Annotated in this window: 27 protein-coding genes and 1 other RNA gene; 24 read left to right on the top strand and 4 right to left on the bottom strand. The window is 35.8% G+C overall.

Annotated elements, in window-relative coordinates:
- Positions 1–1293, top strand: a complete 1293-nt coding sequence (gene eno, locus ACEPXG_RS13510) for a phosphopyruvate hydratase (protein WP_391203328.1) — start codon at positions 1–3, stop codon at positions 1291–1293.
- Positions 1294–1597: 304 nt separating this feature from the next.
- Here the strand turns inward: eno and deoD are convergent, their stop codons facing one another.
- Entirely contained in the window at positions 1598–2308 is a 711-nt protein-coding gene (deoD, locus tag ACEPXG_RS13505) for a purine-nucleoside phosphorylase (RefSeq protein ID WP_391203326.1), read from the bottom strand.
- A gap of 404 nt (positions 2309–2712) precedes the next feature.
- On the opposite strand from deoD, the gene ACEPXG_RS13500 reads away from it, so the two are divergent.
- The 22 genes from ACEPXG_RS13500 (at position 2713) to ACEPXG_RS13395 (ending at position 23874) form a co-directional block, all read left to right on the top strand.
- On the top strand, positions 2713–3117 hold the full coding sequence (locus ACEPXG_RS13500; RefSeq protein WP_391203323.1) for an RND transporter: 405 nt from the start codon (positions 2713–2715) through the stop codon (positions 3115–3117).
- A 258-nt stretch (positions 3118–3375) separates the two neighbouring features.
- Positions 3376–3798 (top strand): hypothetical protein, encoded by a 423-nt coding sequence (locus ACEPXG_RS13495; RefSeq protein WP_391203322.1) that lies wholly within the window; start codon positions 3376–3378, stop codon positions 3796–3798.
- 189 nt (positions 3799–3987) lie between these two features.
- Positions 3988–4251: a hypothetical protein gene (locus ACEPXG_RS13490; RefSeq protein WP_391203319.1), complete on the top strand. Its 264-nt coding sequence runs from the start codon at positions 3988–3990 to the stop codon at positions 4249–4251.
- Between the two features lie 61 nt (positions 4252–4312).
- Positions 4313–5182: a GNAT family N-acetyltransferase gene (locus ACEPXG_RS13485; RefSeq protein WP_391203315.1), complete on the top strand. Its 870-nt coding sequence runs from the start codon at positions 4313–4315 to the stop codon at positions 5180–5182.
- A gap of 69 nt (positions 5183–5251) precedes the next feature.
- Positions 5252–5449 (top strand): hypothetical protein, encoded by a 198-nt coding sequence (locus ACEPXG_RS13480; RefSeq protein WP_391203312.1) that lies wholly within the window; start codon positions 5252–5254, stop codon positions 5447–5449.
- Between the two features lie 159 nt (positions 5450–5608).
- Positions 5609–5941, top strand: coding sequence for a hypothetical protein (locus tag ACEPXG_RS13475; RefSeq protein ID WP_391203309.1), 333 nt, complete (start codon positions 5609–5611; stop codon positions 5939–5941).
- Positions 5942–6281: 340 nt separating this feature from the next.
- Positions 6282–6551 (top strand): CPCC family cysteine-rich protein, encoded by a 270-nt coding sequence (locus tag ACEPXG_RS13470; protein ID WP_391209912.1) that lies wholly within the window; start codon positions 6282–6284, stop codon positions 6549–6551.
- 153 nt (positions 6552–6704) lie between these two features.
- Positions 6705–7052, top strand: a complete 348-nt coding sequence (locus ACEPXG_RS13465) for a VOC family protein (RefSeq protein ID WP_391203306.1) — start codon at positions 6705–6707, stop codon at positions 7050–7052.
- Positions 7053–7936: 884 nt separating this feature from the next.
- Entirely contained in the window at positions 7937–8164 is a 228-nt protein-coding gene (secG, locus tag ACEPXG_RS13460) for a preprotein translocase subunit SecG (protein ID WP_391116888.1), read from the top strand.
- Positions 8165–8263: 99 nt separating this feature from the next.
- Complete coding sequence (locus ACEPXG_RS13455; RefSeq protein ID WP_391203303.1) at positions 8264–9010, top strand: alpha/beta hydrolase; 747 nt, start codon at positions 8264–8266, stop codon at positions 9008–9010.
- Between the two features lie 42 nt (positions 9011–9052).
- Positions 9053–11362 carry a ribonuclease R gene (rnr, locus tag ACEPXG_RS13450; protein WP_391203300.1) on the top strand — a complete coding sequence of 770 codons (2310 nt, stop codon included), beginning with the start codon at positions 9053–9055 and terminating at the stop codon, positions 11360–11362.
- A gap of 46 nt (positions 11363–11408) precedes the next feature.
- Entirely contained in the window at positions 11409–11876 is a 468-nt protein-coding gene (gene smpB, locus ACEPXG_RS13445; RefSeq protein ID WP_391203297.1) for an SsrA-binding protein SmpB, read from the top strand.
- A 68-nt stretch (positions 11877–11944) separates the two neighbouring features.
- Positions 11945–12298: a transfer-messenger RNA gene (gene ssrA, locus ACEPXG_RS13440) on the top strand.
- Between the two features lie 464 nt (positions 12299–12762).
- Entirely contained in the window at positions 12763–12948 is a 186-nt protein-coding gene (locus ACEPXG_RS13435; RefSeq protein ID WP_391203294.1) for an antitoxin VbhA family protein, read from the top strand.
- A gap of 3 nt (positions 12949–12951) precedes the next feature.
- On the top strand, positions 12952–13668 hold the full coding sequence (locus ACEPXG_RS13430; protein ID WP_391203291.1) for a Fic/DOC family protein: 717 nt from the start codon (positions 12952–12954) through the stop codon (positions 13666–13668).
- An 876-nt stretch (positions 13669–14544) separates the two neighbouring features.
- On the top strand, positions 14545–15561 hold the full coding sequence (locus ACEPXG_RS13425) for a Wadjet anti-phage system protein JetD domain-containing protein (RefSeq protein ID WP_391203288.1): 1017 nt from the start codon (positions 14545–14547) through the stop codon (positions 15559–15561).
- 2 nt (positions 15562–15563) lie between these two features.
- Positions 15564–17054, top strand: a complete 1491-nt coding sequence (locus ACEPXG_RS13420) for a replicative DNA helicase (protein WP_391203285.1) — start codon at positions 15564–15566, stop codon at positions 17052–17054.
- A gap of 2 nt (positions 17055–17056) precedes the next feature.
- On the top strand, positions 17057–17794 hold the full coding sequence (locus ACEPXG_RS13415; protein ID WP_391203282.1) for a DUF6063 family protein: 738 nt from the start codon (positions 17057–17059) through the stop codon (positions 17792–17794).
- On the top strand, positions 17781–18575 hold the full coding sequence (locus ACEPXG_RS13410) for a hypothetical protein (RefSeq protein WP_391203279.1): 795 nt from the start codon (positions 17781–17783) through the stop codon (positions 18573–18575). The genes ACEPXG_RS13415 and ACEPXG_RS13410 overlap by 14 nt, the downstream gene beginning before the upstream one ends.
- Positions 18576–18611: 36 nt before the next feature.
- The gene (locus tag ACEPXG_RS13405; protein ID WP_391203276.1) at positions 18612–19613 is read left to right on the top strand and encodes a transposase; all 1002 of its coding nucleotides are present in this window, start codon (positions 18612–18614) and stop codon (positions 19611–19613) included.
- 4 nt (positions 19614–19617) lie between these two features.
- Positions 19618–20190: a hypothetical protein gene (locus tag ACEPXG_RS13400; RefSeq protein ID WP_391203273.1), complete on the top strand. Its 573-nt coding sequence runs from the start codon at positions 19618–19620 to the stop codon at positions 20188–20190.
- A 45-nt stretch (positions 20191–20235) separates the two neighbouring features.
- A complete protein-coding gene (locus tag ACEPXG_RS13395; RefSeq protein ID WP_391203270.1) occupies positions 20236–23874 on the top strand; it encodes a hypothetical protein in 3639 nt (1212 codons plus the stop codon).
- A gap of 163 nt (positions 23875–24037) precedes the next feature.
- Here ACEPXG_RS13395 and ACEPXG_RS13390 read toward each other — a convergent pair whose 3' ends face one another.
- The 3 genes from ACEPXG_RS13390 to ACEPXG_RS13380 all read right to left on the bottom strand — a co-directional run bounded on the left by ACEPXG_RS13390 (position 24038) and on the right by ACEPXG_RS13380 (position 25971).
- Positions 24038–24898 carry an IS3 family transposase gene (locus ACEPXG_RS13390; protein WP_391209910.1) on the bottom strand — a complete coding sequence of 287 codons (861 nt, stop codon included), beginning with the start codon at positions 24896–24898 and terminating at the stop codon, positions 24038–24040.
- Positions 24886–25239: a transposase gene (locus tag ACEPXG_RS13385; RefSeq protein ID WP_391203266.1), complete on the bottom strand. Its 354-nt coding sequence runs from the start codon at positions 25237–25239 to the stop codon at positions 24886–24888. Before ACEPXG_RS13385 ends, ACEPXG_RS13390 begins: the two co-directional genes overlap by 13 nt.
- Positions 25240–25488: 249 nt before the next feature.
- On the bottom strand, positions 25489–25971 hold the full coding sequence (locus ACEPXG_RS13380; protein ID WP_391203263.1) for a hypothetical protein: 483 nt from the start codon (positions 25969–25971) through the stop codon (positions 25489–25491).
- A gap of 239 nt (positions 25972–26210) precedes the next feature.
- Between ACEPXG_RS13380 and ACEPXG_RS13375 the strand changes: the two genes are divergently transcribed.
- Positions 26211–26450: a helix-turn-helix domain-containing protein gene (locus tag ACEPXG_RS13375; RefSeq protein WP_391203260.1), complete on the top strand. Its 240-nt coding sequence runs from the start codon at positions 26211–26213 to the stop codon at positions 26448–26450.
- The last annotated feature ends 82 nt before the right edge of the window (positions 26451–26532 follow it).

The raw sequence follows: 26532 nt of genomic DNA, 5'->3' as shown, positions 1-26532 counted from the left end.
ATGCCAATTATTACACAGATTCAAGCTCGTGAAGTATTAGATTCACGTGGGAACCCAACAGTAGAAGTAGAAGTTTTTACAGAAAGTGGTGCATTTGGCCGTGCAATCGTTCCTTCTGGAGCATCTACTGGTGAATATGAAGCAGTAGAACTTCGTGACGGTGACAAAGCAAGATACCTAGGTAAAGGTGTTCTAAAAGCAGTAGAAAACGTAAATAACATAATCGCGGCAGAATTAGAAGAGAACTTTTCAGTTTTAGATCAGGTAGAAATTGATCATGCAATGATCGATTTAGATGGCACAGAAAATAAAGGAAACCTTGGTGCAAATGCAATTTTAGGTGTTTCCATTGCTGTTGCCCATGCTGCGGCAGACTTTTTAGGACTTCCTTTATATCAATATTTAGGTGGATTTAATGCAAAACAATTGCCAGTTCCAATGATGAATATTGTAAACGGTGGGGAACATGCGGACAATAATGTAGATATTCAAGAATTTATGGTAATGCCAGTTGGAGCAGAATCATTCCGTCACGCACTTCGTATGGGTGCAGAAATTTTCCATAGCTTAAAATCGGTATTAAAAGATGCAGGATTAAACACAGCTGTTGGAGATGAAGGTGGGTTTGCGCCAAACTTAAAATCAAATGAAGAAGCATTATCTACTATTATGACTGCAATCGAAAAAGCAGGCTATAAACCAGGAGAAGATGTCCTTCTAGCAATGGACGTAGCAGCTTCTGAGTTGTTCAATAAAGAAGATGGTAAATACCATTTAACTGGTGAGGGCGTTGTAAAAACTTCTGAAGAAATGGTTGCTTGGTATGAAGAACTTTGCGAAAAATACCCAATCATCTCAATCGAAGACGGCTTAGATGAAAATGATTGGGCTGGACATAAATTACTAACAGAACGTTTAGGGAAAAAAATACAATTAGTTGGAGACGATTTATTCGTTACAAATACGAAAAAATTGGCACAAGGAATTGAACAAGGCGTTGGAAATTCGATTCTTGTAAAGGTAAACCAAATTGGTACACTTACAGAAACATTTGACGCGATTGAAATGGCTAAACGTGCTGGCTATACAGCTGTAATTTCTCACCGATCAGGTGAATCAGAAGACGTAACAATTGCCGATATCGCAGTTGCAACAAACGCTGGGCAAATTAAAACAGGTGCACCTTCTCGTTCGGATCGTGTAGCCAAATACAACCAATTACTTCGTATTGAGGATCAATTATATGAAACTGCTCAATATTTAGGTAAAAAAACATTCTATAACTTAAAATAATGCAAAAGCTACTTAACGAGTGAATCGTTAAGTAGTTTTTTTTACGGAAAGAATATAAGTTTTTATGCAATGAACAGGTTGATTTCCGCTGCAGGCGGACGCTCCAATCAACAGTGCAGAAAGAAAGACAATATGCTTTCGGTATCTGGTTTGGTTTATAGGGAGAAAACATTAAAAAAATGCCTAATCGAAGACATAATTCGCACATAAATTTATATATTTAGGTTAGATAGTTAAAAAAGGTGATAATAAAAGGACCATACATTTTAGATAGGTCTAATATGTATGGTCCTGCTTCTATATTTTACAAACAAGCCTCTAAAGCAATTTTCATCATTTTATCGAGTGATGTTTGTCTTGCTTCAGCACTAATTTGCTCATGGGTTACTAATGAATCTGAAATAGTTAGTATACTCGCCGCTTGTTTCCCTAGTATTCTTGCATTATGGAATAACGCATAACTTTCCATTTCTGTACAAATACAATTATGGTCATTATAAAAATCAACATGATTTGGAACATTATCTTCATGATAAAATACATCACTTGAATGTGTTCTACCTTTAACAATAGGAATATGGATGCGATTTGCAGCATCTTCAATTTTTTTCGTTAATAACTCGTTAGGAAGTTGGATATCATTTTCAACTCCAGCTTGAACCTTTGCAAATGTTGATTCACTCCATGCACTATCTACAAGAACAATATCATGAATGTTAAGTTTATCTGTATAAGCACCAGCACTACCTACTCGAATAATATTTTCTACATCGTAGAACTTAAATAACTCGTATGAATAAATACCTATACTTCCCATTCTCATTCCAGATCCCATTACGGATATTTGTTTTCCTTTATAACTTCCTGTATAGCCAAACATGTTACGTACACTATTAAACTGAACTGGATTTTCTAAATATGTTTCTGCAATATATTTCGCACGCAAAGGATCTCCTGGCATTAAAACTGTTTTTGCAATATCTCCAACTTTTGCAGTAATATGTGGTGTTGTCATATTATATCTCTCCATTTCTCATTTAAGACAGACCACTTAAATTCAGTTGCCTGTATAGTGATCTAAATAATTTCGCTTACATTATATTTTAGAGTAAATATCTCTGTCAAGGTTATATGAATAATGTCCGGTGAAAAACAAAAAAATTGCTCAAGTAAATTTAGAACAAGGGGGTACCCAAAACCTCGAAATTGGTGCATCTAAAAGAGTCGGAAAATCCGATTATAAGAATTGGATTGCACAGTGTACCAAATAAAACCAATAGAAAAAGAATACCTTTATCTAATTTCATCACCCTAATTTATATTTAGGTTTAGTTTGTCCTGTTCAGTTATTATTATTCCTTCTTCAACTATCCCGCGGCGTTACTTGAAGAAGGAGTTTAAAATTTTTTAGGGGGTAAAATGAAAAATAAAAACATGATAAAAACGATAAACTGGGCAATTTTCATAACCATTGTATTGATGGGTGTTGCTTCAGCAGCAATTACTATATATGACTTAAATAGTACTACACACACTACTTTTGGTGAAGAAGGACAGTCTCGTGTGGAATTCCGTTGGGGCTTGTTAGACACAATCATTTCAGTTGTTATACTTTTTATGTCTTCTTTTTTAGCTTTGGGTTGGAAACGATTATTTCCTTTTAACGTACCTATTGCAATAATAATAGCAGGTTTTTGTTATGTATTATTTTTCCTTACATTCACGGTTGGATGGGTCGCTTTTCAAGGAATATTTGGTTTTTTTTATTGCATTCTTAACAGGGGTAATCTTAATAGTATCTTACTCAGTTTTCTATTTTCTTGAAAGTCGCAAGACCCAATAAAATTTAACTGGTTAGAAGTGAATGGAGAGATATTTTATTAACCAATAGAGGGATTCGTAGATACACCAATAAATAAAAAATAGTCGATTCCTTAACAAACAGGAATTCGGCTTTTTGTTGTAATTTGCTTAGAGAACAAAACTTGCAAAACGTTGACTACCAGGGAAAAATATCTGAACTTGGAATTCATACGAAACATATCTTATTAGAAAAGTATGTTCGAAAGGTGACTAGATACATTGGAAAGTCAATTAAATTCGTTTATATATGGATTGCAACCTAGAACCCCCAAACAAGCTGTAGAACTATGGATATTAGGCATGGAAAATCGAAGTGGTGCAGTTCAATATGCAGTGCTTTCGCCATCTCTCCAAAAACTTACACGGAAACAGTACGAAGAAAACGGTTGGGTGACTGGGCAATCAAGCCCGTGGGTTGCAAACCTTCACTTTGTGAAAGTAAATAACGTTAGTGATACAGAGGTACAATATATAATTGCATATGACTTACAAACTTCATATGCGAATTTTGGCAGAGGACATAAGGTTATTACTGTTAAAATGAATCCAGAACCCTATAGAACAAACTGGTTTATTACTAAAATAATTACAACGTATTTTCAAAATGAAGCGGTTACTCCCGCTGAAACGGTAAGTAAATAAAGGTTAATTGAAATTATATTACTTGGAATAGAAAAGCTGTCTTCTTCATTAACGGAGGACTTTACTACAAGAAGGAGTAAAGCCTTTTTTCTTTTTGAACTAAAGGTGTGTTACTTGAAGAAAAAGGTTTTTTAAGAAGTATGACGAATAGTTAGTATTGGGATTTTTTTCTTTTCTAGGAGGAATAAAGTGAAGATATTCAGCTTGGTACAATTATTTACGGCATTTATTGCGTTTGGTATTTATTATTATTTTATCGAGCCTGAGATAAATGATAATAGATGGATTAAATTTTTGATATTTGGACTAGTTTGGTTTTCTCTTAGTTATTTTTCCAAGAAGTTTGAAGGAAGTTTTAAATTTTTAGATAAACGTATTGATAGTCAACTTAGTGTATGGATAGTATTAGGTTTAATTTTCATTCCATTTTTCTTCTTATACTTAAGGGGTTAGTTGAAAAGGGGATATATTAAAGTATTCTAGCGGTAGGAGAAATAACGTAGGGGGATTTCTAATGCATACAGACAATAAAAGAGTATTAGAATTAGTGGAATTTGATCAATATGATGTCTTGGGTTTAATAGAACATTCTGCATCAGTTGGCTGGGATTACGATGATAATGAAATTAGAACTGTTATGTCATCTGGCAAAATATTCGGGCATAAAAATGCTGTGGGGAAAATTGTCTCGAGTGCGGCAATTATACCTTATGATACTGATTTAGCTTCAATTGGTATGGTTATTGTTAATAAAGAATACAGAGGTTTGGGTTTAGGAAAAAAGGTAACTCAGAAATGTATAGACAGTGTTTCTAAAGATACCTCAATAATGTTAATTTCAACTGATGATGGGAAACCCCTATATGAAAACATGGGTTTTATTACTGTGGACTATGTACATAAGTATTTAAGTGATAGTTATATTCAGTCTAAAATGTTAATTAATCTAGAAATTACCTTAGAGAAATACAGTGAGAATGATTTTAATGAAATTGTAGAATTAGATTCTGTTGCGTTTGGTGATATGAGAAGAACATTTCTTCTTAACCGGATACTTCAATCAAAACAATTTTTAGTTGTTAGAGATCAAAAAGGGAAGATTATTGGATATGGATTATCCATATTAGGACCATTAAATCTAATATTAGGACCTATTGTTGCACCAAATCCCCAAATAGCAGCATTAATTATAGAGGGGTTAGCTCTTAATCATCAAGGAAAGTTAAGGATTGATGTGCCATCCAGTAATAACGAGTTAATGTTATTCTTGGAGAAAAGTGGATTTGTAAAAGTTAGTGAACCTCCCATTATGATAAAAAACTCTGTTCATATGCCATTCAGAAATAAAGAACTATTCGCTATTGCTGCCCAAGTTTTTGGGTAGGAATAATTAAAGCCTAATTAAACTAACGGAGGCTAGTTGAAGAAAGTTATAAAAGGGAGGTGGAAGTATATGTTTAAAAACAAGGAAGACAGAATGTGGGTTTATTTGGCTGTACCAACGTTTATTATAGGAACCATCATTATATATTATGGTGAACGAAATTATCAGTATATTGCTTTATTAGTGTTTTGGACTATCTTTTATCTATGGCGTTTTTTTTTACAGAAGGAAACAGAAGAAAGAAGGAAAAAATTCTTCTTAAGCTAACGGAGTGCATTACTGGAACAACGATAATGCTCCTCTTTTCTTCAAGTAACGCCGCAGTTTAGTAAAAAGAAGGATTATTTTTTCGCTTAAAATAATTAGAATACTATGAAAATAATCAGGTTGTTACTCGTCTAAAAATAAGAGGAGGATTTATATAAAATGAATGTTATAAAAAAGATTTCAGCGTTATTAGTATTAGTTGGAGTGGTACTTTTAATAGGTTGTACATCAAATGATATGGATTTACCAGAAGGTATTCCTGATTTCGTTCAAGAAAGTGATTTTGAGGGTATTGATTGGGATAAAAAAGCGGAAACATTTAATGAAAATATTATTGGTAATGAAAACAAATCAGGTGTAATTGGTGCAGATGCACCGAGTTTAAATGGGCAAAAATGGATGTGGCATCTTTGGGGAATTGAAAACCCTAGGCAAACAGAATTAACAGTAGTCGGTTATCATAAGAAACAGGAACTGTTCATCAAATATTAACAACTGGTTGGACAATAGTACTTGGGGGAGAAAATAATGGAGCAGATGCTCATGCACCTTCAAGTGTAATGAATCCTAAGTCGGGAGAATGGGCAATTCTATTTTATACTGATGGAAAATTATTTGATACATTGATTTATGAAATCAATGAATAATTTAAATTGTTTTATTAAAGTAACGAAGGGCTTTAGCAGAACAAGGCTGGTTGAACCATGCCTTTATCGTTATTCAACTAGAGGTGAGTTTAGTTGAATAAGAAATCCAAAGAAGTACAAATTTTAAGTTATTAATAAGAAATTCTTAGTAGTAAGAAATATCGGTAGGAAGAGAGTTGTTGATAATGAAAAAGTATCCCTGCCTTTGTTGTGGCTATAAAACTTTAGACGAGAAACCATCTGGGACGGACATCATATGTAAAGTTTGTTTTTGGCAAGATGATTATGTTCAAACAAAAGATGTTGACTATCGGGGTGGTGCAAACGAATTATCATTAAGAGATAGTCAAAAGAATTTTTTGTGCTTCGGAGCAATCGAAGAAAGTTTTATAAAGAATGTAAGAAAACCAACTATTGAAGAAACAAGAGATATAAATTGGAAACCATTAGCTTAGAAATAATTATCCCTTGTTCAACTAACGCACTCCATTACTTCAATAAGGGGTATAAAATTTTTTCCTTATTGAGCTAACTGCTCTATAGTTGAAGAAGGAACTAAACATTAATCGAAAAACTAAAAATTTAAAGACAGACAGGAGTTAGTTACGATGATAAAAGGTGTCGGAGGAATATTTTGGAGAACTAAGGATCTTGATGTTATAAAAAAATGGTACAGTGAAGTGTTGAAGATGGATCTAGAAAATTGGAATGGAACTGTGATTAAACCGGAATTAGGAAATGAGACCATCTTTTCTTTCTTTACCGAGAATGACAGTTATTTTCCTACAGAACAACAAGTGATGTTAAATTTCCAAGTACATGATCTAAACTACACTATTAAGCATCTTGAACATATTGGTGTACCTCTTGAAAAGAAAGAAGAGATTAGTGAATTTGGAAAGTTTATTTGGATTAAAGATCCTGAAGGGCGACTGATCGAGCTTTGGGAGAAATAGCGGGTTGTAATCATTCGCTATTAAGCTAACCTGCTTTAGTTCAAGAAGGATAGTAAAATATTACATCAAAAAAACGCTCATATTCGTGAGCGTTTTTATTGTCGTTTATATTGCGAATTTGCTGTTGAAAAATATACTGGTTAGTATGAAATTTACTTTGTTATTGGCATTTTTCTCCCCACCAACCGAACCCGTTATACTTCCGGTACTTTCAATTGTTAAATAATTTAGCAAGCGGTAACAGAGAAAAAATTGGTAGTATCTTTTGATAAAGAAGCGCTGAGAAGGATGAATTGACGCTCACATTATCCATATATATCCACTGATTAAGCGTCGAAGAATTTAATAGGTGCTGATGGACTAGTTTTAGGTTCTTTATACCGTCTGTCCTCTTTTCATCCACCTGGAGCTTGATCCTGATTGTTTTTTACTATTACCATCCAGAGAGTATACATGAATCAATGTGTAGATGATTAGAGTATATGGAACTTGAAAAAAATAGATAGCTTATATTTATAATCAAGTGAAGAGCGGACGAAATTGCATCTTCGTCCGCTTTTAATAAAGTAGAATAGGATTTTGTCTCTCATTAACCCGAACCAAATGCAACTTGTCTCTAGACATCCCAAGAGCGAGACAGACAAACACGATCCACAAAAGTTCCCCTGAAAATAGTGTAGCCGAGGTGCACTTCAATGGAGATTGTACTATTCTTTTTTTAGAACAAATAAGACGCAATCTATATCTATTAACTTTATTACTAAACAAAAACAGCGGGTTATATTTCTTGAAAAGCATTATATTATTGATAGACTGTTGTAACTTCTAGTTGTTTTTGGTAAAATTAAAGTTGTTGTGAATGTTCTTATCAGGAGGTGGAATAAATGCATGAGTTTTTATTAACTTTATTAGTCATCGTATCGCTTGCATTAATCGTTGTTGTATTGTTACAATCGGGGAAAAGTGCTGGTCTTTCGGGAGCCATCTCTGGTGGAGCTGAACAACTTTTTGGAAAACAAAAAGCTCGAGGTATGGACCTTGTATTACATAGAGTGACGATTGTACTTGCAGTGTTATTTTTCATTCTAACTATTGCTGTAACCAAACTTTAAAACAGATTCGTACCGCCTGACCGACTTCTGATTGGTTAGGCGTTTTCTTTTAATTAGTACATAATTTATTTCTAGCTTTTAGATTGGAGGGATTTATCCATGCGAATTTCAACGCCAAAACCTTTTTTCTTTGAAGCAGGGAAACGTGCAGTATTACTTCTCCATGGATTTACGGGCAATTCGTCTGATGTTCGAATGCTTGGACGCTTTTTAGAGAAAAATGGATACACATCATTAGCGCCGCATTATAAGGGACATGGTGTGCCACCTGAGGAACTATTAGAAACTGGTCCAAAAGATTGGTGGAAAGATGTCATGATGGCTTATGATCGTTTAAAGGCTGCAGGCTATGAAGAAATTGCGGTTGCCGGTCTTTCTCTTGGTGGCGTATTTTCATTGAAATTAGGGTATACAGTTCCTGTGAAAGGAATTGTTACCATGTGTTCTCCAATGAGCATGAAGACAACAGATATTATGTTTGAAGGTGTATTAAAATATGCAAAAGAATATAAGAAGTATGAAGGAAAAACAGAAGAGCAAATCGAAGAAGAAGTAGAAGCAATTCGTCAAACGCCGATGGAGACATTGTCAGAGCTAAGAGAGTTTGTTTACAATGTGAAAGATCATGTTGATCATATTTACGCACCACTCCTTGTTACACAAGGTAAGAAGGATGTAGTCATTGATACAAATTCCGCAAATATCATTTATGATGAAGCGGAATCCATCGATAAAAAAATCAAATGGTATGAAAATTCAGGTCATGTCATTACACTGGGCTCGGAAAAAGAGCAATTACATGAAGATATATTAAACTTTTTAGAGTCACTTGATTGGAATGTGTAAAACAACCTAAAAGTGCACACGCTGAAAAAGGAGGGATGTAACATGGAAAATATGAAAGAAACGCTACTCGAATTAATGCGCTCTGAAGAATATAAACCGTTAATGATAAAAGAAATTGAGAATCATTTTGGGCTTACACATTCGGAGGAATTTAAAGAGTTAGTGAAAACACTTGTTCAAATGGAAGAAAAAGGGCTAGTTGTCCGTTCCAGATCAAACCGATATGGTATACCATCGCGTATGAACTTGATTGTTGGAAAGTTTATAGGACATGCAAAAGGCTTTGGATTTGTTGCACCAGAAGAGGAAGGGATGGATGATATTTTTATTCCACCAACTGAAGTAAATGGAGCAGTAAATGGAGACAAAGTGCTTGTTCGTGTTTCACTTGAATCTAGCGGTGACCGAAGAGAAGGTTCCATTATTAAAATTACACAAAGAGGAATCACTCAAGTTGTTGGAACTTTCCAAGACAATAAAGGATTCGGTTTTGTTCTTCCAGATGACAAGAAAGTTCCAATGGATGTTTTTATTGCAAAAGGCGACACACTTGGAGCGATTGAAGGGCATAAAGTAGTTGTAGAAATTACGGATTGGCCAAATGAAAGGAAATCTGCAACAGGAATTGTTAAACAAATTCTTGGCCATAAAAATGATCCAGGTGTCGATATATTATCGATAATTTATAAACATGGTATTACGATTGATTTTCCAAAGGAAGTAATCGATCAAGCGGAATCAGTACCAGATGCAATTGACGAAAAAGACTTGGATAATCGTAGAGATTTACGTGAAGAAGTAATTGTAACGATTGATGGTGCCGATGCAAAAGATTTAGATGATGCGGTTACGGTGACTAAATTACCGGATGGTACATTTAAGCTTGGTGTACATATTGCCGACGTAAGTCATTATGTAACGGAAGGATCGCCACTTGACCGTGAAGCATATGACCGTGGAACAAGTGTATATTTAGCAGACCGTGTTATTCCTATGATTCCACATCGTTTATCCAATGGGATTTGTTCGTTAAATCCACATGTTGATCGCTTAACATTATCATGTGAAATGATTATTGATGGTTCCGGTATGGTGACATCGCATGAGATTTTCCAAAGTGTTATTCGAACAACAGAAAGAATGACTTATACTGATGTGTACAAAATTTTAGAAGAAAAAGATGCTGCATTAATGGAACGATATGAACCGCTTGTGCCAATGTTTGAAACAATGGCTGAGTTAGCAGCTGTATTAAGAGAAAAGCGAAAAAATCGTGGAGCAATCGATTTTGATTTTCCAGAAGCAAAAATTATTGTGGATGAAGATGGTTGGCCAACGGATGTTGCGATACGAGAGCGTACGGTTGCAGAACGTCTAATTGAAGAGTTTATGTTAGCTGCCAATGAAACAGTAGCGGAACATTTCAAATGGATGGATGTCCCATTTATTTACCGAATCCATGAAGATCCTAAACCGGAAAAACTGCAACGCTTTTTCGGGTTTTTAACAAACTTTGGGCTTGTTGTAAAAGGGACAGGAAATGATATTCACCCGAAAGCATTACAAGAAATTATTGAGTCCATTGAAGGTATGCCAGAAGAACCGGTAATTTCTACAATGCTTTTAAGATCATTACAACAAGCGAAATATTATGCTGATTGCTTAGGACATTTTGGTTTATCAACAGAATATTATACGCATTTTACTTCACCAATTCGACGTTATCCCGATTTAATCGTTCATCGATTAATTCGTACGTATTTAGTAAATGGAGATGTATCACAAACAACGATTAATCATTGGGGTGCGATTATCGATGATATTGCAGAACATACGTCTAAACGTGAAAGACGTGCAGTAGATGCGGAACGTGATACAGATTCGCTGAAAAAAGCACAATATATGGCGGATAAAATCGGCGAAGAGTTTGAAGGTATTATTAGCTCTATTACAAACTTTGGTATGTTCATCGAGCTTCCGAATACAATAGAAGGTCTTGTGCACGTAACGAATATGACCGATGATTATTACCGTTTCGATGATCGTCAAATGACGATGATTGGTGAGCGTTCAGGGAAGCAATTCCGAATCGGCGATGAAGTAACGATTCGAGTAGCAGATGTGAAAGTAGAAGAATCTGCAGTTGACTTTGAAATCGTCGGCATGAAAAAAGCATTCCACCGTACTAGAAAAGAAGCACCAAAAGTAATTCACGCGCAGAAAAAAGATAGAACACCTGCTCAAAAAGGAACTTCTCAACCAGGTCCGAAAACAGGAGTCAAACAGAAAAAGAAATTTTACGAAGCGGTTGCAAAAAAATCACAAAGACGTAAACGACCAAAGAAAAAATAAAGGAGCGATTAAGTCGCTCCTCTCCAGCTTTTGAGAGGTGAATGAGATGGCAAAAAAGCCTGATGATAAAGTGCTTGCACAAAACAAAAAAGCAAACCATGACTACTTTATCGAAGAGACGATTGAAGCAGGTATTGTACTACAAGGTACGGAAATCAAATCGATTCGAAATGCTAAGGTACAATTAAAAGATGCCTTCATCCGAATTCGAAACAACGAAGCATGGATTTCTAATATGCATATTAGTCCATACGAACAAGGAAATCGTTTCAATCATGACCCTTTACGATCACGCAAACTACTTTTGCATAAAAAGCAGATTAGTACATTAATCGGAGAAACAAAACGAGATGGCTACACCATCGTTCCGCTTAAAATGTATTTAAAAAATGGCTTTGCAAAAGTATTAATCGGAGTCGGAAAAGGGAAGAAAGATTACGACAAACGAGACGTCTTAAAGAAAAAAGAAGCAAAACGTGATATGGATAGAGCATTCAAAGAGCGCAATCAATAACGTTTCACTTGAATTTTGACCAAATTTGATGTATAGTAAGTATGTAACAAAGCTTATATTCCATAAACGGGGACGTTATGGATTCGACAGGGATAGTCTGAGCTTGAGTTGCGCGTCGGAGGCTCGGCTCCGTAAAAACGGAACTTATAACAACAGGCAAAACAAACAACAACTTAGCATTCGCAGCGTAAGCTCGGATCTGCTTTATCTATCCATCGCCCATGTGGCTAGGTAAAGCTCAACTTTAGTGGGATACGGTTGGCAGTGCCACTTGAGCTGTCAGCAAGAGATTTCCAAGTTAGCGTACATGACGCCCGCTTGTCGGCATAGTGCTACGCGAATCCTAAATAGGCAAGATACACGCGTAGAAGCTTAAGTGTTAGAGTTTCTGGACGCGGGTTCAAATCCCGCCGTCTCCATATTACGAAATCATATGATTTCATACAGTGTCAAAACCCTTGGTATTCAAGGGTTTTTTCTTTTTGTCTATATCATATAGTTTCATTGAGTATCAACCGGACGTAGTCAAAAGCGTAGTCAAAAACTTTACATGTTTAAATAGCTGGAGAACTTTAAAACTGCTTCTTCCTTTGCTTTGTGTAACTTTTGTGTAGCTATTGCACTTATTATGTGTTTTGAATTAGGTAATTTTTAATAACCATAATGTTATCTTTTTCATGTTTGTGATGCATCTTGCTTAATAAGTTATTCGAGTTGGAGCATACTATATACAATAACATAAAATATTACTATTTCAGTGTAAAGCTACTTATGAATTTTAGAAATTGTTTCTTGGTCGATGACTTTTCCAACTCTCGCTAAATTATCATGGTTAATTATGATATGTTATAATAAATATACTATCTAATATTAAGGGGTGTATGACATGAATACAAACTCACGCCTAGAACGTCAAGAACAAATTCAATTTGCGGTTGGAATGGCTGCCCTTGATGGTGGAAAACCGACAGCATTTACACAAAATTTGTTACATCAATATGAAAATGGTCAAGTAACTTCAAGTCAGTTAAAACAAGCTATTATTCAAAAATACGTGAAGGCATCAAAATAACTTATGGATCCATATGTATATCCGAATACAAAAATTTTAATCAATAAATTAAACATACAAGATGAACAAGAGTTAATTAATATTGAAGCACAATTATTAATTGCTAGTATTTTAGATATCCATACCATTTCAGATACTTTAGATTTCAATGATTATAGGTCTTTAAAAACGATTCATCATTTCCTATTCGAAGACTTGTATAGTTGGGCTGGTGAGTTTCGAACAGTGAATATTTACAAAAGTGAACGTGTTTTAAATGGTTTATCAGTTACATATAGTGATTATTCACGTATCGACACTGATTTACTAGCCATTTTTAATTGGGCGATATTAATTGACTGGACACAAGAAAATCCTCAGTTACCTTCGAATTTTGCTAAGTTCATGACAGATATTTGGCGAGTCCATCCTTATCGAGAAGGTAATACACGAGCCGTTTCTATTTTTATGAAGCTGTTTGCAGATAAAAAAGACTTAACATTTAATGCTGAGCTCCTTTCACAAAATGTTGGTTATTTACGTAATGCTTTGGTGATGGCTGCGATTGATGAAGCACCCGAGAATAGTTATTTACACCGAATCATAACTGATGCCTTAAGTTTAGTTAATCCAATTGAAGCAGAACTATCTGAAGAGAAGCAACAGAGTTATCAAATAATTAGACAATACGATATAACCAATTATGAAGAAAAACCATTTGATACAATTAAAGATAAATAATTTCAAGCCTATTTCATGCTATTTATGAAGTAGGCTTTTATTTAAGTAGTTACTTTGGATTTGGAACATTCACGTTAGTTCAAAAAAACGTGAATATTATGATTTTCATGTTAGTTTCTTAAAAGGTTCCCTATGTTAGACGCAACTTTAAAACAATTCTGAATAGTGTCTAAGTTGTGTGTGGCACAGGGAACGAATAAAGGGATCCTACGCTAATTAACTCGTAGGATCCCTTTAAAATTAAAAGAGAACTAGACGCATCTAGTTCCCTTAAGTGCAAGCCGAAGCAGTGCACCGCAATTAGTTAAGTACATTGTAACATGCAGCTATGCAGTTATCTATATCTACAAGTGAATTCAGGTTAAAAGTGCCTGTATTTCCAAAGACATTCCGTTACCTACAGTAGCGTATTGTTGTAGTTTATACTTAGGAAAGAACAAGCCTACTCAACTATTGCTACCTAATTCTGTTACAATTCTGCAATTCTTATCGGAGAAATGAAAAAGTCCATTGCGATAGACGTAACTTCAGGATAATTCTGAATAGTGTCTAAGTCTTCTATGACACTGGGAACATAGATATTCTTTGGCCGTTGCAGTAACATAAGCATAAATATCTAGTGTAGTCTTAACACCAGAATGACCTAAATATATTTGAACGATTTTTACTTTTATTAATAGATTCTAATAAAAGAGGAAAATGTGCACGTGTAAAACTAAGTGTATTAATCGAATACGAAATGGAAGGTTCTGTTTTTTATGTATTACATGCAACAAGGCGAGCATAATTCAACGAAAGAATATATTTGAGATAATTTTACAATAAATTAGAGATATGGTAAATAGACTTTGTTATACTAAATCCAATAGGGGGTGCATGATGAGAGATAAACTAATGGAATTTAAGAAATCATACATTACATTATCAGAACTCGAGCGATTATTAAGTGATCATCAAACATATGAATTGTTTGCTAAGGCTGTACTAGAACTTGTTGAGGCGCAATTGTTACAGCCGGTTAAAAGTGCTGGGCAAACGCCGCAGATACCTAGGCTTCATTATAAATATAAAGTATTAAAGCATTCAGTGAAAAAATCGCTTAGGGAAGTGATTGAGCCTTTGCAGCTGACGTTGGATCCGAGTATTTCTTTAGATAAATATTATCGGTTAACACCACAGCAACTAGAGCAGGATTTGCCATATATTCAAAAAATCAATCAGTTTATCCTTACATATAATTTCCCGACCCTCCCTGCACCTGCGCCAGAACGTAGTCAGCAAGTAGTTGGGGATGAAAAGTGGCTTCAATATAAAGGAGGAAGACGCGTACTTGAGCGTCTTGGGTTATGGATGAAGATGCAAATTGTTGATGTTAAGGAGCCTCTTCGTTTCGCCGTAAACCCCCAGCAGTTACATCACTCAACACAATTTCATTTAATCGTCGAAAATAAAACGACATATGAAGGACTTCTACCAGCACTTAAGAAAACACGCTTTTCAACGTTGATTTATGGGGCTGGTTTTGAAATTGTAGGTAGCTTAAATTTATTCGACAAGCAGTTACCGTTACCGAATGTACGTCACCTGTTTTATTATTTTGGAGATCTCGATTTTGCGGGCATTTCTATTTGGTATTTAGTCAGTAAACAGCAGTCTGTTGCAGTTGCATTGCCATTTTATGAAGCAGCTTTACAGGATGAAGGAAAGCCTATTTTGAAAAAGCAGCTGCGTGATGATGAGGCAATAGAGGCGTTTATGGAAAACTTGCCACCACATATAGTAGAAAAATGTCATTCACTATTAGAAAAGAATAATTATATTTCACAGGAAGTGTTAGGAGCAGCAAAACTTCAGCAGATTTGGCAGCAAATGAGTGATGATTTGGAGGAATGATAATGGAGTGGGATATTAATATTACTACAGATTTACAAGAACGAATGCGACGTATATATTTGTTCGAGCCGTTGCATGAACTAGCAAGCAAGCGTCAGGTAGATGACGATGGAGTTGAGATTGATATGCGGATGCTAGGTTTGTTTACGTTACTGTATTTTTTTGAAATGAAGTTAATGCGCGAATCTAAAATTGGAATGGAAGAGGCGGCGCATTATATACGACCATTGCTTAAAAATCGTTATAATATTGCGGACGAGCGTGTAAAAGCACTTTTACTGATTGTAAAAGAGACTTTTCGGCCAGCAAAAGGCGTTTATAAAACATACACATTTTTTAATTGGGCAACGAATGATGTAGAAGAAATTCCTTTTTCATTTTTGAAAACAGATTTTTTTGATGCGAAAGAAAATCGTCAATATTATCAGCTCGCTGATGACGGGCTTGAATTGATTTTTGCAACGAAAGAATATTTCCAGGAATTTCAGTTGTCGATTCATCAGCTGATGCTGAGAAAGCTTCTAGAAAAGGGAGAGCTGCAAGGAGCTTTACGCCAAATAAATGAAATGCGTATGGACGTGGAGCAGCTACATGAGCGAATGGAAAAGCTTTCCCATGAAATTAGGCGCAATATTATTAATAGCGAAACGCAAAAACGGTACATGGATGTGCTGCAGGATCGTAATATGAGGCTGCAGCGGGAAAATACCGAATTTGAGGAGCTGCACCAGTTTATAGTTGAGTCTCGTAAAGCAGCAGAGTCGACTGTAAATGAAGAAGATATGAAGGCTTTTCGTATGCTGTTAAAAATCGATGAAGCATTAATCGCTGTGCATGAGCAGCATAAAGACTTGCTGACGCATAGTTTGCGATTGAAGGAAGAGGCGTTAGATGCGGCACAGCAATCGCTTTATAATATTGGGCTAGAGCAGTTTAATTTTGATAAAGAGATAGTTTCAGAGATTGTCAGTACTCCGTTACCTCTAGAGTCTATGAAAGGTATTTTAGCTCCATTTTTAAATGTGGAGCATAAGAAAAGTTGGTCGTTACTAAGCATTTTTAGTGTACAGTCGTGGTCAGATGAAGAGCAAAATGCAGAGTCAGCACACTATGAGGAAGTTGTCGCAGAGGAAAAACGCGAGCTATATGCGAAGCAAATACGACAGTTGTATAAATCCTATATGAAGGAAATGTTGACCTTCGCGGAAAACCGCCTAAGCTGGACTCTTGCTGAATGGGTGGAGCACCTTCAAACACATAGGACGTTATCTTTAGATGAGCGCTATTTATATGATTTTTTACTATTATGTCATCAGCGCTCCCCCCTTTCAAAAGGTGCAGAAACAGAGGACGAGCTGTCGATGCATTTATTGGCGGACGCGACAATGCTACTCGAAAACCGTCAGTTAGTTATTGAGGAACACCATGATACCTTACAAGTTACACCTCGCTTTACGATTCAAAATTTACTATTTATGTGGCAGGAGGAATAGTTATGCTGTATGAACAAGACAAGATATTGCGTGCCTTCGATATGTATAGCGAACTTGCGTTAGAGGGGCGAGTTAGCGGTGAATTAGCGCGTTTATTTAAAATTGATACGGATTTACGTTCACTTGTCGAAACGTTTTGCAAAAAAGTCGATGCTATTTGTCTAGAAGTAGGAAATGAAGTGCTGCTTGTACCAACGACGAAACTGTCTCCCTTTCATGTGACGAATGAAACACTAAAACGTGAATATTTTAAATCAAAAGGTCGTAACGATGATTTATATTTAATGTATTTTGCAACCATCTGTGTCATTGGGGAATTTTATAATTCATTTCATTCCGTAGCACCTACGAAACCGTTTATTACTTATGAGGAATGGATTCATGCTATCAATCAACGAATGGCAACACTTCGTGCATATGATGAGGAAGTGCTCAAGGCAAAAGAGAAGGAATATTCGTATCGTTGGCATATGCTCATTGAAAAATGGGACGGACTGGATGATGTGAAAGAAACAGCAAAGCGTCAAAGTGCCAATACAATGAGCCGGGTCAGCTTCTTACATACAACTTGTCGCTTTTTACGTGATGAAGATCTTTTAGTAGAGACCGGTATGGGTGAATTTGAACTAACCGAAAAGGCACAAGTCATTATTGGAAATTATTTTATGGATACAGAATATAATCGAGGTATTATTGACTTTTTATATGGTTTAAAGGGGGATGTGTATGCCGACAATTAGTAAAATTCGCTTTGCTAATGTGATTTATGAGCAAGGAATAAAACGTTATCATGATGAGGTATTTCAATTTGATACACAGAATGGAGCAATCTTATTAGAAAATGGTGGAGGGAAAACGGTTTTTATTCAAGCGGCGATGCAAGCCATTATTCCGCATGCGACGGTGTCAAATCGTCAAATGAAGGAAACGTTCTATTTAGAAGAAGGTCCCGCACATATTGCGATTGAATGGATGTTAAATGAACGCCCACGTCAATACTTAGTGACAGCAGTGACACTATATATAAAAAATAATAAGGTAGAATCATTGCGGTATGTATATGAATATAGCGACCGTGATAAGCATGCCATTGATGCGATCCCATTTACAAAGCGTGACGCAGGTGTAAAGTATCCAGCGAGTAAAGATGAGATGAATAACTATTTTCAACAGATGGTTCAGCAAACTCCGATGCGTGCGAAATTATTTCCACAGTCTATAACAGCCTTCACGGATTACTTAGAGACACACTATTTTATTATCCGTGAAGAATGGGAAAATATGATTGTCATGAATAGTGCAGAAGGTGGCATAGAAAAAGTATTTGAGCAATGTAGAGGCACACAGGAGCTGTTTGACCGTTTGCTCATTCCATCCGTTGAAAAGGCAGATAAGTATTTTAATCCGCTTAGTATTACCGATCAATTTGAAAAACAACGAAGTAATTTAAAAAAATACAAAGAATTTAATGAAAAAAAACTTAAGCGGCTAATATATCGCAATGCCCTAAATTTATGGTAAAATATAAATAATAAATTCATAAATGATGGTGAGAAAATGCGAACAAAAAATCGTTTAGTTGCTACTGAAACAAAATACTATAGACCTGAGTTTTCAAACTGTCCAACTTGTCAATCTAAGTTAGATTATTGTCATACAGTCTCTAAAAAGACCATTTCTACTCTGGATGGGGTAAAAACCATTATTAACATGGGGTATCGCTGTACGAACCCAACATGTGAAAATGCGTCGACTGTATTTCGTTCTGCACAAGCAGAACACTTAAGTATAAAACACATCACATACGGGATTGATGTCTTGGCTTTTGTTGGAGAATTACGTTTTAAAGAGCACAAAACTCGAATAGAAATAATGAACATTTTAAATCAAAGTGGGGTTGTCGTTTCAGAGCGTCATGTCCAGAAATTATATGAAAGATACACGGTTTTACTGCGCGCCAGCGTGGTGGAAAACAGTAAAAATATGCTTAATGAAATGGTGGATAAGCATGGTGGGATCATTCTTTCTATGGATGGGGTACAGCCTGAAAAGGGGAATGAAACACTTTACGTGATTAGAGAAGTTCTTAGTGGGACGATTCTAGCGGCCAAGAATGTGAAAAGTAGTTCCACGGAAGAACTAATGGAATTTATCAAGCCTGTCTTAGATTTGGGATTTCCAATTCTAGGTTTTGTCAGTGATGGTCAGAAATCAATTCGACTTGCGTTTGAAACTTTGTCTCCAGAAACACCTTATCAGTACTGTCAATTTCACTATTTAAAAGACATCGCAAAACCAGCTGTGGATAAAGATCGTAAGTTAAAAACAAACATCAAAAAGAAACTGCGCGGAATACGCGAAATTGAAAAAAAGGCTTTAGAAGAAGATCATCTAGAATCAGAAACAACTCTAGCATATACTGCGGCAATCCGTTCTGTTTTATTAGAAGATGGATGTCCGCCTCTTGATTTACCAGGAATGAAGATTTTTGAACAGACAAAACTGATTCAAAAATCGATCGAAAATTGCCTGGAAAAAAAGGGCTCCTCTAATACTTAAAAGGTTGTTCAGAATAGTCAGTAATGTTGATTCCTTTCAAAAAGAATACCAACAAGTTGTTAGACTAAATACGCGTATTAGACGCATCGCTACTATATTAGAGCCTTCCAAACGTAAAACAAGCGATTCTGTTAGAAATAGATTAGCTTCTTACCTAAAGGAGATAGAACGAAAGTTAACAAAAGAAGAAGATGAAGAGTTTGTAGATAACTTGAAACGGTATAGCAAAGGATTTTGGAAAGGATTATTTGCGTGTTATGACTATCCGATTTTACCTAGAACAAACAATGATCATGAGTTGTTTTTCCGTAGAATTAAGCGTAGACATCGAAGAATTACTGGTTTGCGTTCTTGGAATCGCTACATTATGAGACACGGGGAGTATATTGTATTTGCCGAAGATGCAATAGATGACCCAAACATTATCCAACGCCTCTCATCGGGAAGTCATGATAAGTATTGTGAAGAAAATGAAAGTTGGAATGAAAGAAAAAGTGAACATGTGAAGAGATATCGATATAAAAGAGATCCATCCTCGTATCTTAAAAATATAGAAGAAAAATGGCTAAACCAATAATTGTGTTAGTTTAGCCGTTTAAGAAAAAAAATTGAATATAAAGCGATGCAAGTACAGCTAGATAGTTATGTGGACAGCTTCCACATCTATAACGAGACGATTACGAACTATGAGGATGAACGACAGCAAACTGCTGCCTATTATCAATATTTACAACAACAAAAAGAAAATGCACAAAACGAAATGCAAGGCATCGAGGAACGGCTTTTTGAGCTTAGTGAAATCGAAAAGCAGCTAACAAAACGTAAAGCTGCTGTGACAATTTATGAAGAACAGGAAAAGCAGCAGCATTTCCAGTCGGAGTTGAATCATTTTCAAGAATTAGTAGATGAAATATCTAGTAAACTGCAGATCGCGTTACATGAAAAGCATAGTTTAGAATACGCGATCGAATACGCAAAAATGAAACAAGCGGAAGAAACAATCGAGCAAGCACGCTATCAGCTGCAACAGGAAAATGAAAAGCAGGATATTGCTGATATACAAAATGAACTGGAGCTAGTGAAGGGACAGTGGCTATTTTTAATATTGAGTCAAAAAGAGGAGCTAGACAAAGGATTACAGGAAAAAAATCGTCATATTGGACGTATTGAGGTAGAAACAAAGCAGATAGAACAGGAGCTACTAGCCACTCGTAAAAAAGAGCAAGAGGCGGGAAAACGTCAAACGAAAAATGAGACGAAAATTGAAGAACTAACAAAGCAACTAGAAAAGCTGAAGCTCGAGTTAGTTGCCAACGAAAACGAGCAAGTGGAAGTGCTCATTAAGGAATGGGAAAGTCGATCAATGCATTTGGAAACAACAATTCGTAGTCGCGAGGAACTGATAAAAACCTTACAGCAGCAATTCCTAAAGCAAAATGTTCATGAAAAGCAGTTGCGAGACGAAAAAGAAGAGCTTCATGTGCAAAGCCAAATTCAAGAGGGTAAAGTAAAAGATCAGCAAGCGCAAGAAGCACAAATCAAAGAAATTTTACGTACTATTTTGCATCAAATTAGTCCAGCTATGTCTGTGTATGACCGTGCAAGCAGTTATATGAATCAATTACAAGATAAGCAAATACAGTTAAAAAAAGATCGTTCGGAGAAATTTGTACAAGAGCGTAGAGCAAGACGTTATTTAGATGATTATGCGGCGCAACAACAATTTTTTGCAGAGCCTTATTTGGCGGATCAAATGCAGCATTGGTCGCAGTTTTCATTATTGCAAACAGGAGTCGAGTACTTGCAGGCACTTGGAAAAGAGCAAGAAGCGGAGACGAGTGCATATCCATTTTGGGCGATTACACTTATTACTACAGCCGATGAAAAGCAGGCATTAATCGATAAAGTACATGTAGTGGCAGATCGGTTAACAACACCGATTATCATATTAGCACGCGAAGAAGCGAGACAGCTCGTCCAAGGTGAGCCGTTTGATGAATCATGGATTGCGCCACTGTTTTGGCGTGCGCATACGAACAAAGAAAGTTTTAGTCAATGGAAAAATACTTCCCTTGAAGAAGCGAAACGAATCGAGAACGAACGAGAAGAAATTGAGTCGAAACTTGCGGTAGTGGAGCAAGTAGAACTTCATTTGCAGGCGTTTCTTCAAAAATATCCTTACGAAGTATATAAGCAATTAACCGAGGAGTACGCGAGCGTAACTAAAGCCTATAACAAAGCTATTTATGATCATAATGCGTTAGTGCAAAAAATGGAAGATACACAAAAAAGAATAGAGCAAACATATGCCTTACAACTTCGTGATAAGGATGAACTAAATCACCTGTATCAGATTCAAATTCCAAAAGCACATAACTATATAGAAATTGGAAGAAAACTAAAACCGTTAGAAACGCAACTTTCGCTCGATCGTGAAGAAGTGAATCGATTGTATAAAAAAGTGGAACAACTCGAAATTAGTGCCCAATACTTAAAGCAACAATGGCTCAATGTGAAGGGGGAAGAGCAGAATTTACAATTCGAATTAAATAACAAAGTTTTACAGCATGTAATTTATATAGAAAAGGACAGGCTCACTGCAAAAGTGACTACAAAGTCCGAGCATGCATTAAAGTTGGAGCACAATCATTTAGAAGATGCTCTAAAACAAATTTCAGCAACCATCCAACAGCTAAATGAGCGTATCGAAACGAATGAGCGTATACGTGGTGAGTACAAACGTGCTCTTGATAGAAAGCTAGAGGAGAATCCACAACTCGATGTAAATACGATTCTTCCATTTAATGCGGAGGAAAAAGTAACGCAATTACAGGCGGAAACAAAGCGTTTGAAATCTGAACTGAGTGAACCGCAACAGCAAGTAAATGAGAAGCAAAATATGTTGCAACAATTAGAAGCGACGATAAAACTCTTAGTTACGCAGTACGGTGAAGATTTGCCAATAAGAACACTCCCTAATGATGAGCTACAACATTTATTGCAATTAGATATCGAAAGTTATGAGAAGCAGTTAACTTTTACAAAAACAGAGCATAAGCGTAAAAGTAAGCAGGCGAAAAGCTTGCAACAAGAGGAAGAGGACTTACGTGACCAATATTTTATGCATCAGCTCAATAAAATAATCAAACCCCTACATGATTTATCAAGTGAACAGGAGACGGCCTTTGCCTATGACTACAAAAAAGAATTGGAGCAGCTATTTGCCGGTCTTGCAGTGCTGAAAAAAGCAGTAGAAAACCAGCAACAGAAAATTAATCGCGATAAGCAAAAGTTCCGCGATTTTTGCGCAAAGCTACAAGATAAAAAATTAAGCAAAGTAACAATTGATGGTATTGAAAATCGTCATACGTATGCAGAAATTACGGCACATCAGCAACTCATTCATCAAACGATTCAGCAAGCAATTCATATTGCGGATACGTCTATTCAGGAATTCGATAAGGATCAACAACAAATTATTCAATATGCAGTGCAGCAGCTAGTACGCGTACGCCATAATTTATTGGAAATACCAAAGAAAACACGTATTCGGACAGAAGACGAAACAAAATATATTTATCAATTTACGATTCCAGAATGGGAAGAGCATGAAGCAAAAGAGGCGATTCGCCAATATATTGACTGGATTTTAACGACGCTGGAGCAGGATAAGTATCGAGATGAATTTGGCAATGAAGATGTCGCTACAATCCGAAAATTTTTAGAAAAGCATTTGCAAACAGTGCCACTATTACGTCAAGTGCTTGGCAATAAAAAAATGCAAGTGAAATGTCGTAAAGTAGAAAGTGAACGTCAAATTTCTTCTAACTTTTATAGCTGGGAGCAATCGAATAAATGGTCGGGCGGCGAAAGCTGGAGTAAAAACATGGCTCTATATTTAGGGATTTTAAAATACATCGCTGAAAAAGCAGGTGGACCATCAAATACGAAGCGTGACCGTACATTAATTCTAGACAATCCATTCGGTAAAGCATCCAGTGATCACGTATTAAGCCCAGTATTTTACATTGCAGAGCAGCTAGGCTTCCAAATGATTGCTTTAACTGCCCATGCTGAAGGGAAGTATATTGCTGATTATTTCCCAGTGGTATATAGCTGTCGCTTGCGTTTCGCCAAAAATGATTCTCACCAAATCATCCAAAAGGAGCAACACATCAACAAAGCATTCTTTGCCGATCAACAACCAGAAGCACTACATTATGTTGGAGAGAAAAAACAACTTTCATTGTTTGAGGAATAGGGGGAGCATAGCTGTGTTAGAAACATTCATGTTAATTCAAACAAACGTAATGTTATGATTTTCATGTTTGTTTCTAACACAGCGTTTAATGTGAAATAAGTCAAGCGCTTAATAAGTTCCCTGTAGTCTAGCCCCTATTTTATGGACAGTGTAGAATTGTGCATTAGCTAGCTGAATGATTTAACTTTAAATAAGCAGTTGGACTTAAATAACCCAGTCTTTTTTGACCACGGTTTTGGTTAAAATATGCAATGTATAAGAGTAAATCTTTCTTTACCTGTTTGGCATTATCTGTCGCATACAAGTGCGGGAATTCTGTCTTTAATTGCGAAAAAAAGCTCTCAATTACAGCGTTATCCCAGCAGTTTGCCTTCCGAGACATACTTGGTGAAAAGTGAAGTTTCTTGGCAAGATTTTTATACTTAAAAGACTTATAGACACTTCCTTGATCAGAGTGAATGATGACGTTTGTTAAGTCGGGCAACTTTCTAGTTTTCATTGCTTGTTTAACAGTAGTTTCTACCAGGTTTGCAGTTGGACTATCGCTCATTTCAAATGCAATAATTTCTCGATTACAAAGATCCATGATTGCAGAAACGTAAAATTTTTCTTCTTCCACTGTAATCTCAGATAGATCGGTAACCCATTTACGATTGGGCAGCGAAGCATCAAAATCTCTATTAAGAAGGTTTGGATATACCCAGTCAGATTGTGCATCTTTCTTAGATTGGAGGTACTTCTTAACTCGAATTTTAGATTTAATATTCATCTCATTCATTAATCGCTGTACACGCTTGTGATTAATTACATGATCGTGGTTAGCTTTCAGTTCACCAGCAATTCTTTTCACGCCAATGGTGCCACCAGTAAAATCATATAAGCTTTGGATGACCGTAATATCGATTTGATCCCGCTCAGAAAGAGACTTTTGAGGTTGTGCCATATAGTTGTAATATCCACTGGTTGATACTTTTAATGTTTTACAAAGTGTAGTTACTGGATAATCCTTTCTCAAGGCCGTAATGGCTTCGAAGCACTTCTTTTTTCGTTCTCCTTGAGAAAGGCCTGGAACTTTTTTAAGATTTCATTTTGTATCAATTGCTCATTGTACTTCTTTTCTATATCTCTTAATCTATTTAGTTCTGCAGTGTGTTCAATCAAATCTGATTTCTCATAGTGTGAGAGAAGTGCATCTTCACCATGTTCTCTGTAAAGTTTCAGCCACCCTGTCAATGAATTAATATGAATTTCCAGTTCGTCCGCGACATCTTGCCTGTTACGTTTATTCAGACGTACTTCATTTACTGCAAATAACTTTTGTTCATATGTGAGTTGACGTTTTTTTGTTTTCTTACGAATGTTCATGATCATGCCCCTCTCAGATGGTTGTATTTACACAATTATAACACTCTATGTGTCCATTATAAGGGGGTCGACCACTGTGTTAGACACAACTTAAAAACAATTCCGAATAGTGCCTGAATTGTGTGTGACACAGTGGACATGACTTTAAATATAAGTTAAATTAACATCCTGCGAATATTCGTAGGATGTTAATTTGTTTTTTTTAGTGTATTAATGATATTGAAGCTGTAATTATTTTAGTTTCATCTTCTATAAAAAATCTCCTTTCACCAATTTTAACCCATTAGAATGAATAGCCACATATTCTATACCTTCTGCACATTCAAATATAACTTTATAATTGAGTTTTTTATCTGTTATGCCATCTCGATTTATTCCTAAAAGGAAGCATTGAGATGCAGTAAATCCAAAGTGAAAATATTCAACAACTTCATCATTAGCGGATAATTTCAACTGATAGTCTGTATACTGAAGGTCTTTTTTTGTCCCACATAGTCGATGGGAAGTTAGTAATTGGTAGTCCTCATAGATTTCTATCCAGTCTGAAATAATAGTGATAGGTTTCTTTGAATAGTTGCTAAGTTTAAAGAGTAATTCGGCACTATCTGTTATAGATTTAGTCGCTGAAAGGTAACCATCTAATATTTTTAGCTCACCTGACTCATTATCGTACATCCTATCTAAATCAGCACGCGCAATGATGTCGTTAGTAGCTCCTCTACACGTATCCACATCATGCCCTTATTAATTTTATCCCTTGTATTTCTTTTTAATAACGTATGGTCGATTATCAGGCTTGATTTCTAAAACTTGAAATTTTTATCGTTGTACATATTTGCATGAAGCTGAACGTCTAACTGAGGCTCAATATTTTCAAAAATGGTTTGATCTACATTAGATTGATCAACGAATGATATTATATAGGAAAATAGAAATATTTCTAATCTTAACTGGATAAGTAGGTGACTGTGTTGAATAGTGAACAATTTGAGCAGTTATTAGCTTTACCTGAGGGTGAAACAATCGATTTTAAAAGCAGTTTTTATCATTCGAATAATTATTCTGAGCTACTAAAAGATGTCCTTAGTTTCGCAAACGGTCATTCAAAAGGAAGCAAATATATTGTTTTTGGTGTAAAAGATCGCGAGAACATTAAAGAACTTATTGATTTAGTATCTAGTATAATTAAAAACAAAATATGTGAATATTAGTAAAATAGGGTTATGAATGACGACGGTGAATTTGAGCTTTTCTATATAGTAGCTAGGTACTTACAAAAGTTCAGATTTAATT

Origin of the sequence: Psychrobacillus sp. L4, from assembly GCF_042944905.1 — a bacterium.
GTDB lineage: Bacteria > Bacillota > Bacilli > Bacillales_A > Planococcaceae > Psychrobacillus.
This window is presented reverse-complemented; position numbering and strand designations above follow the sequence as displayed.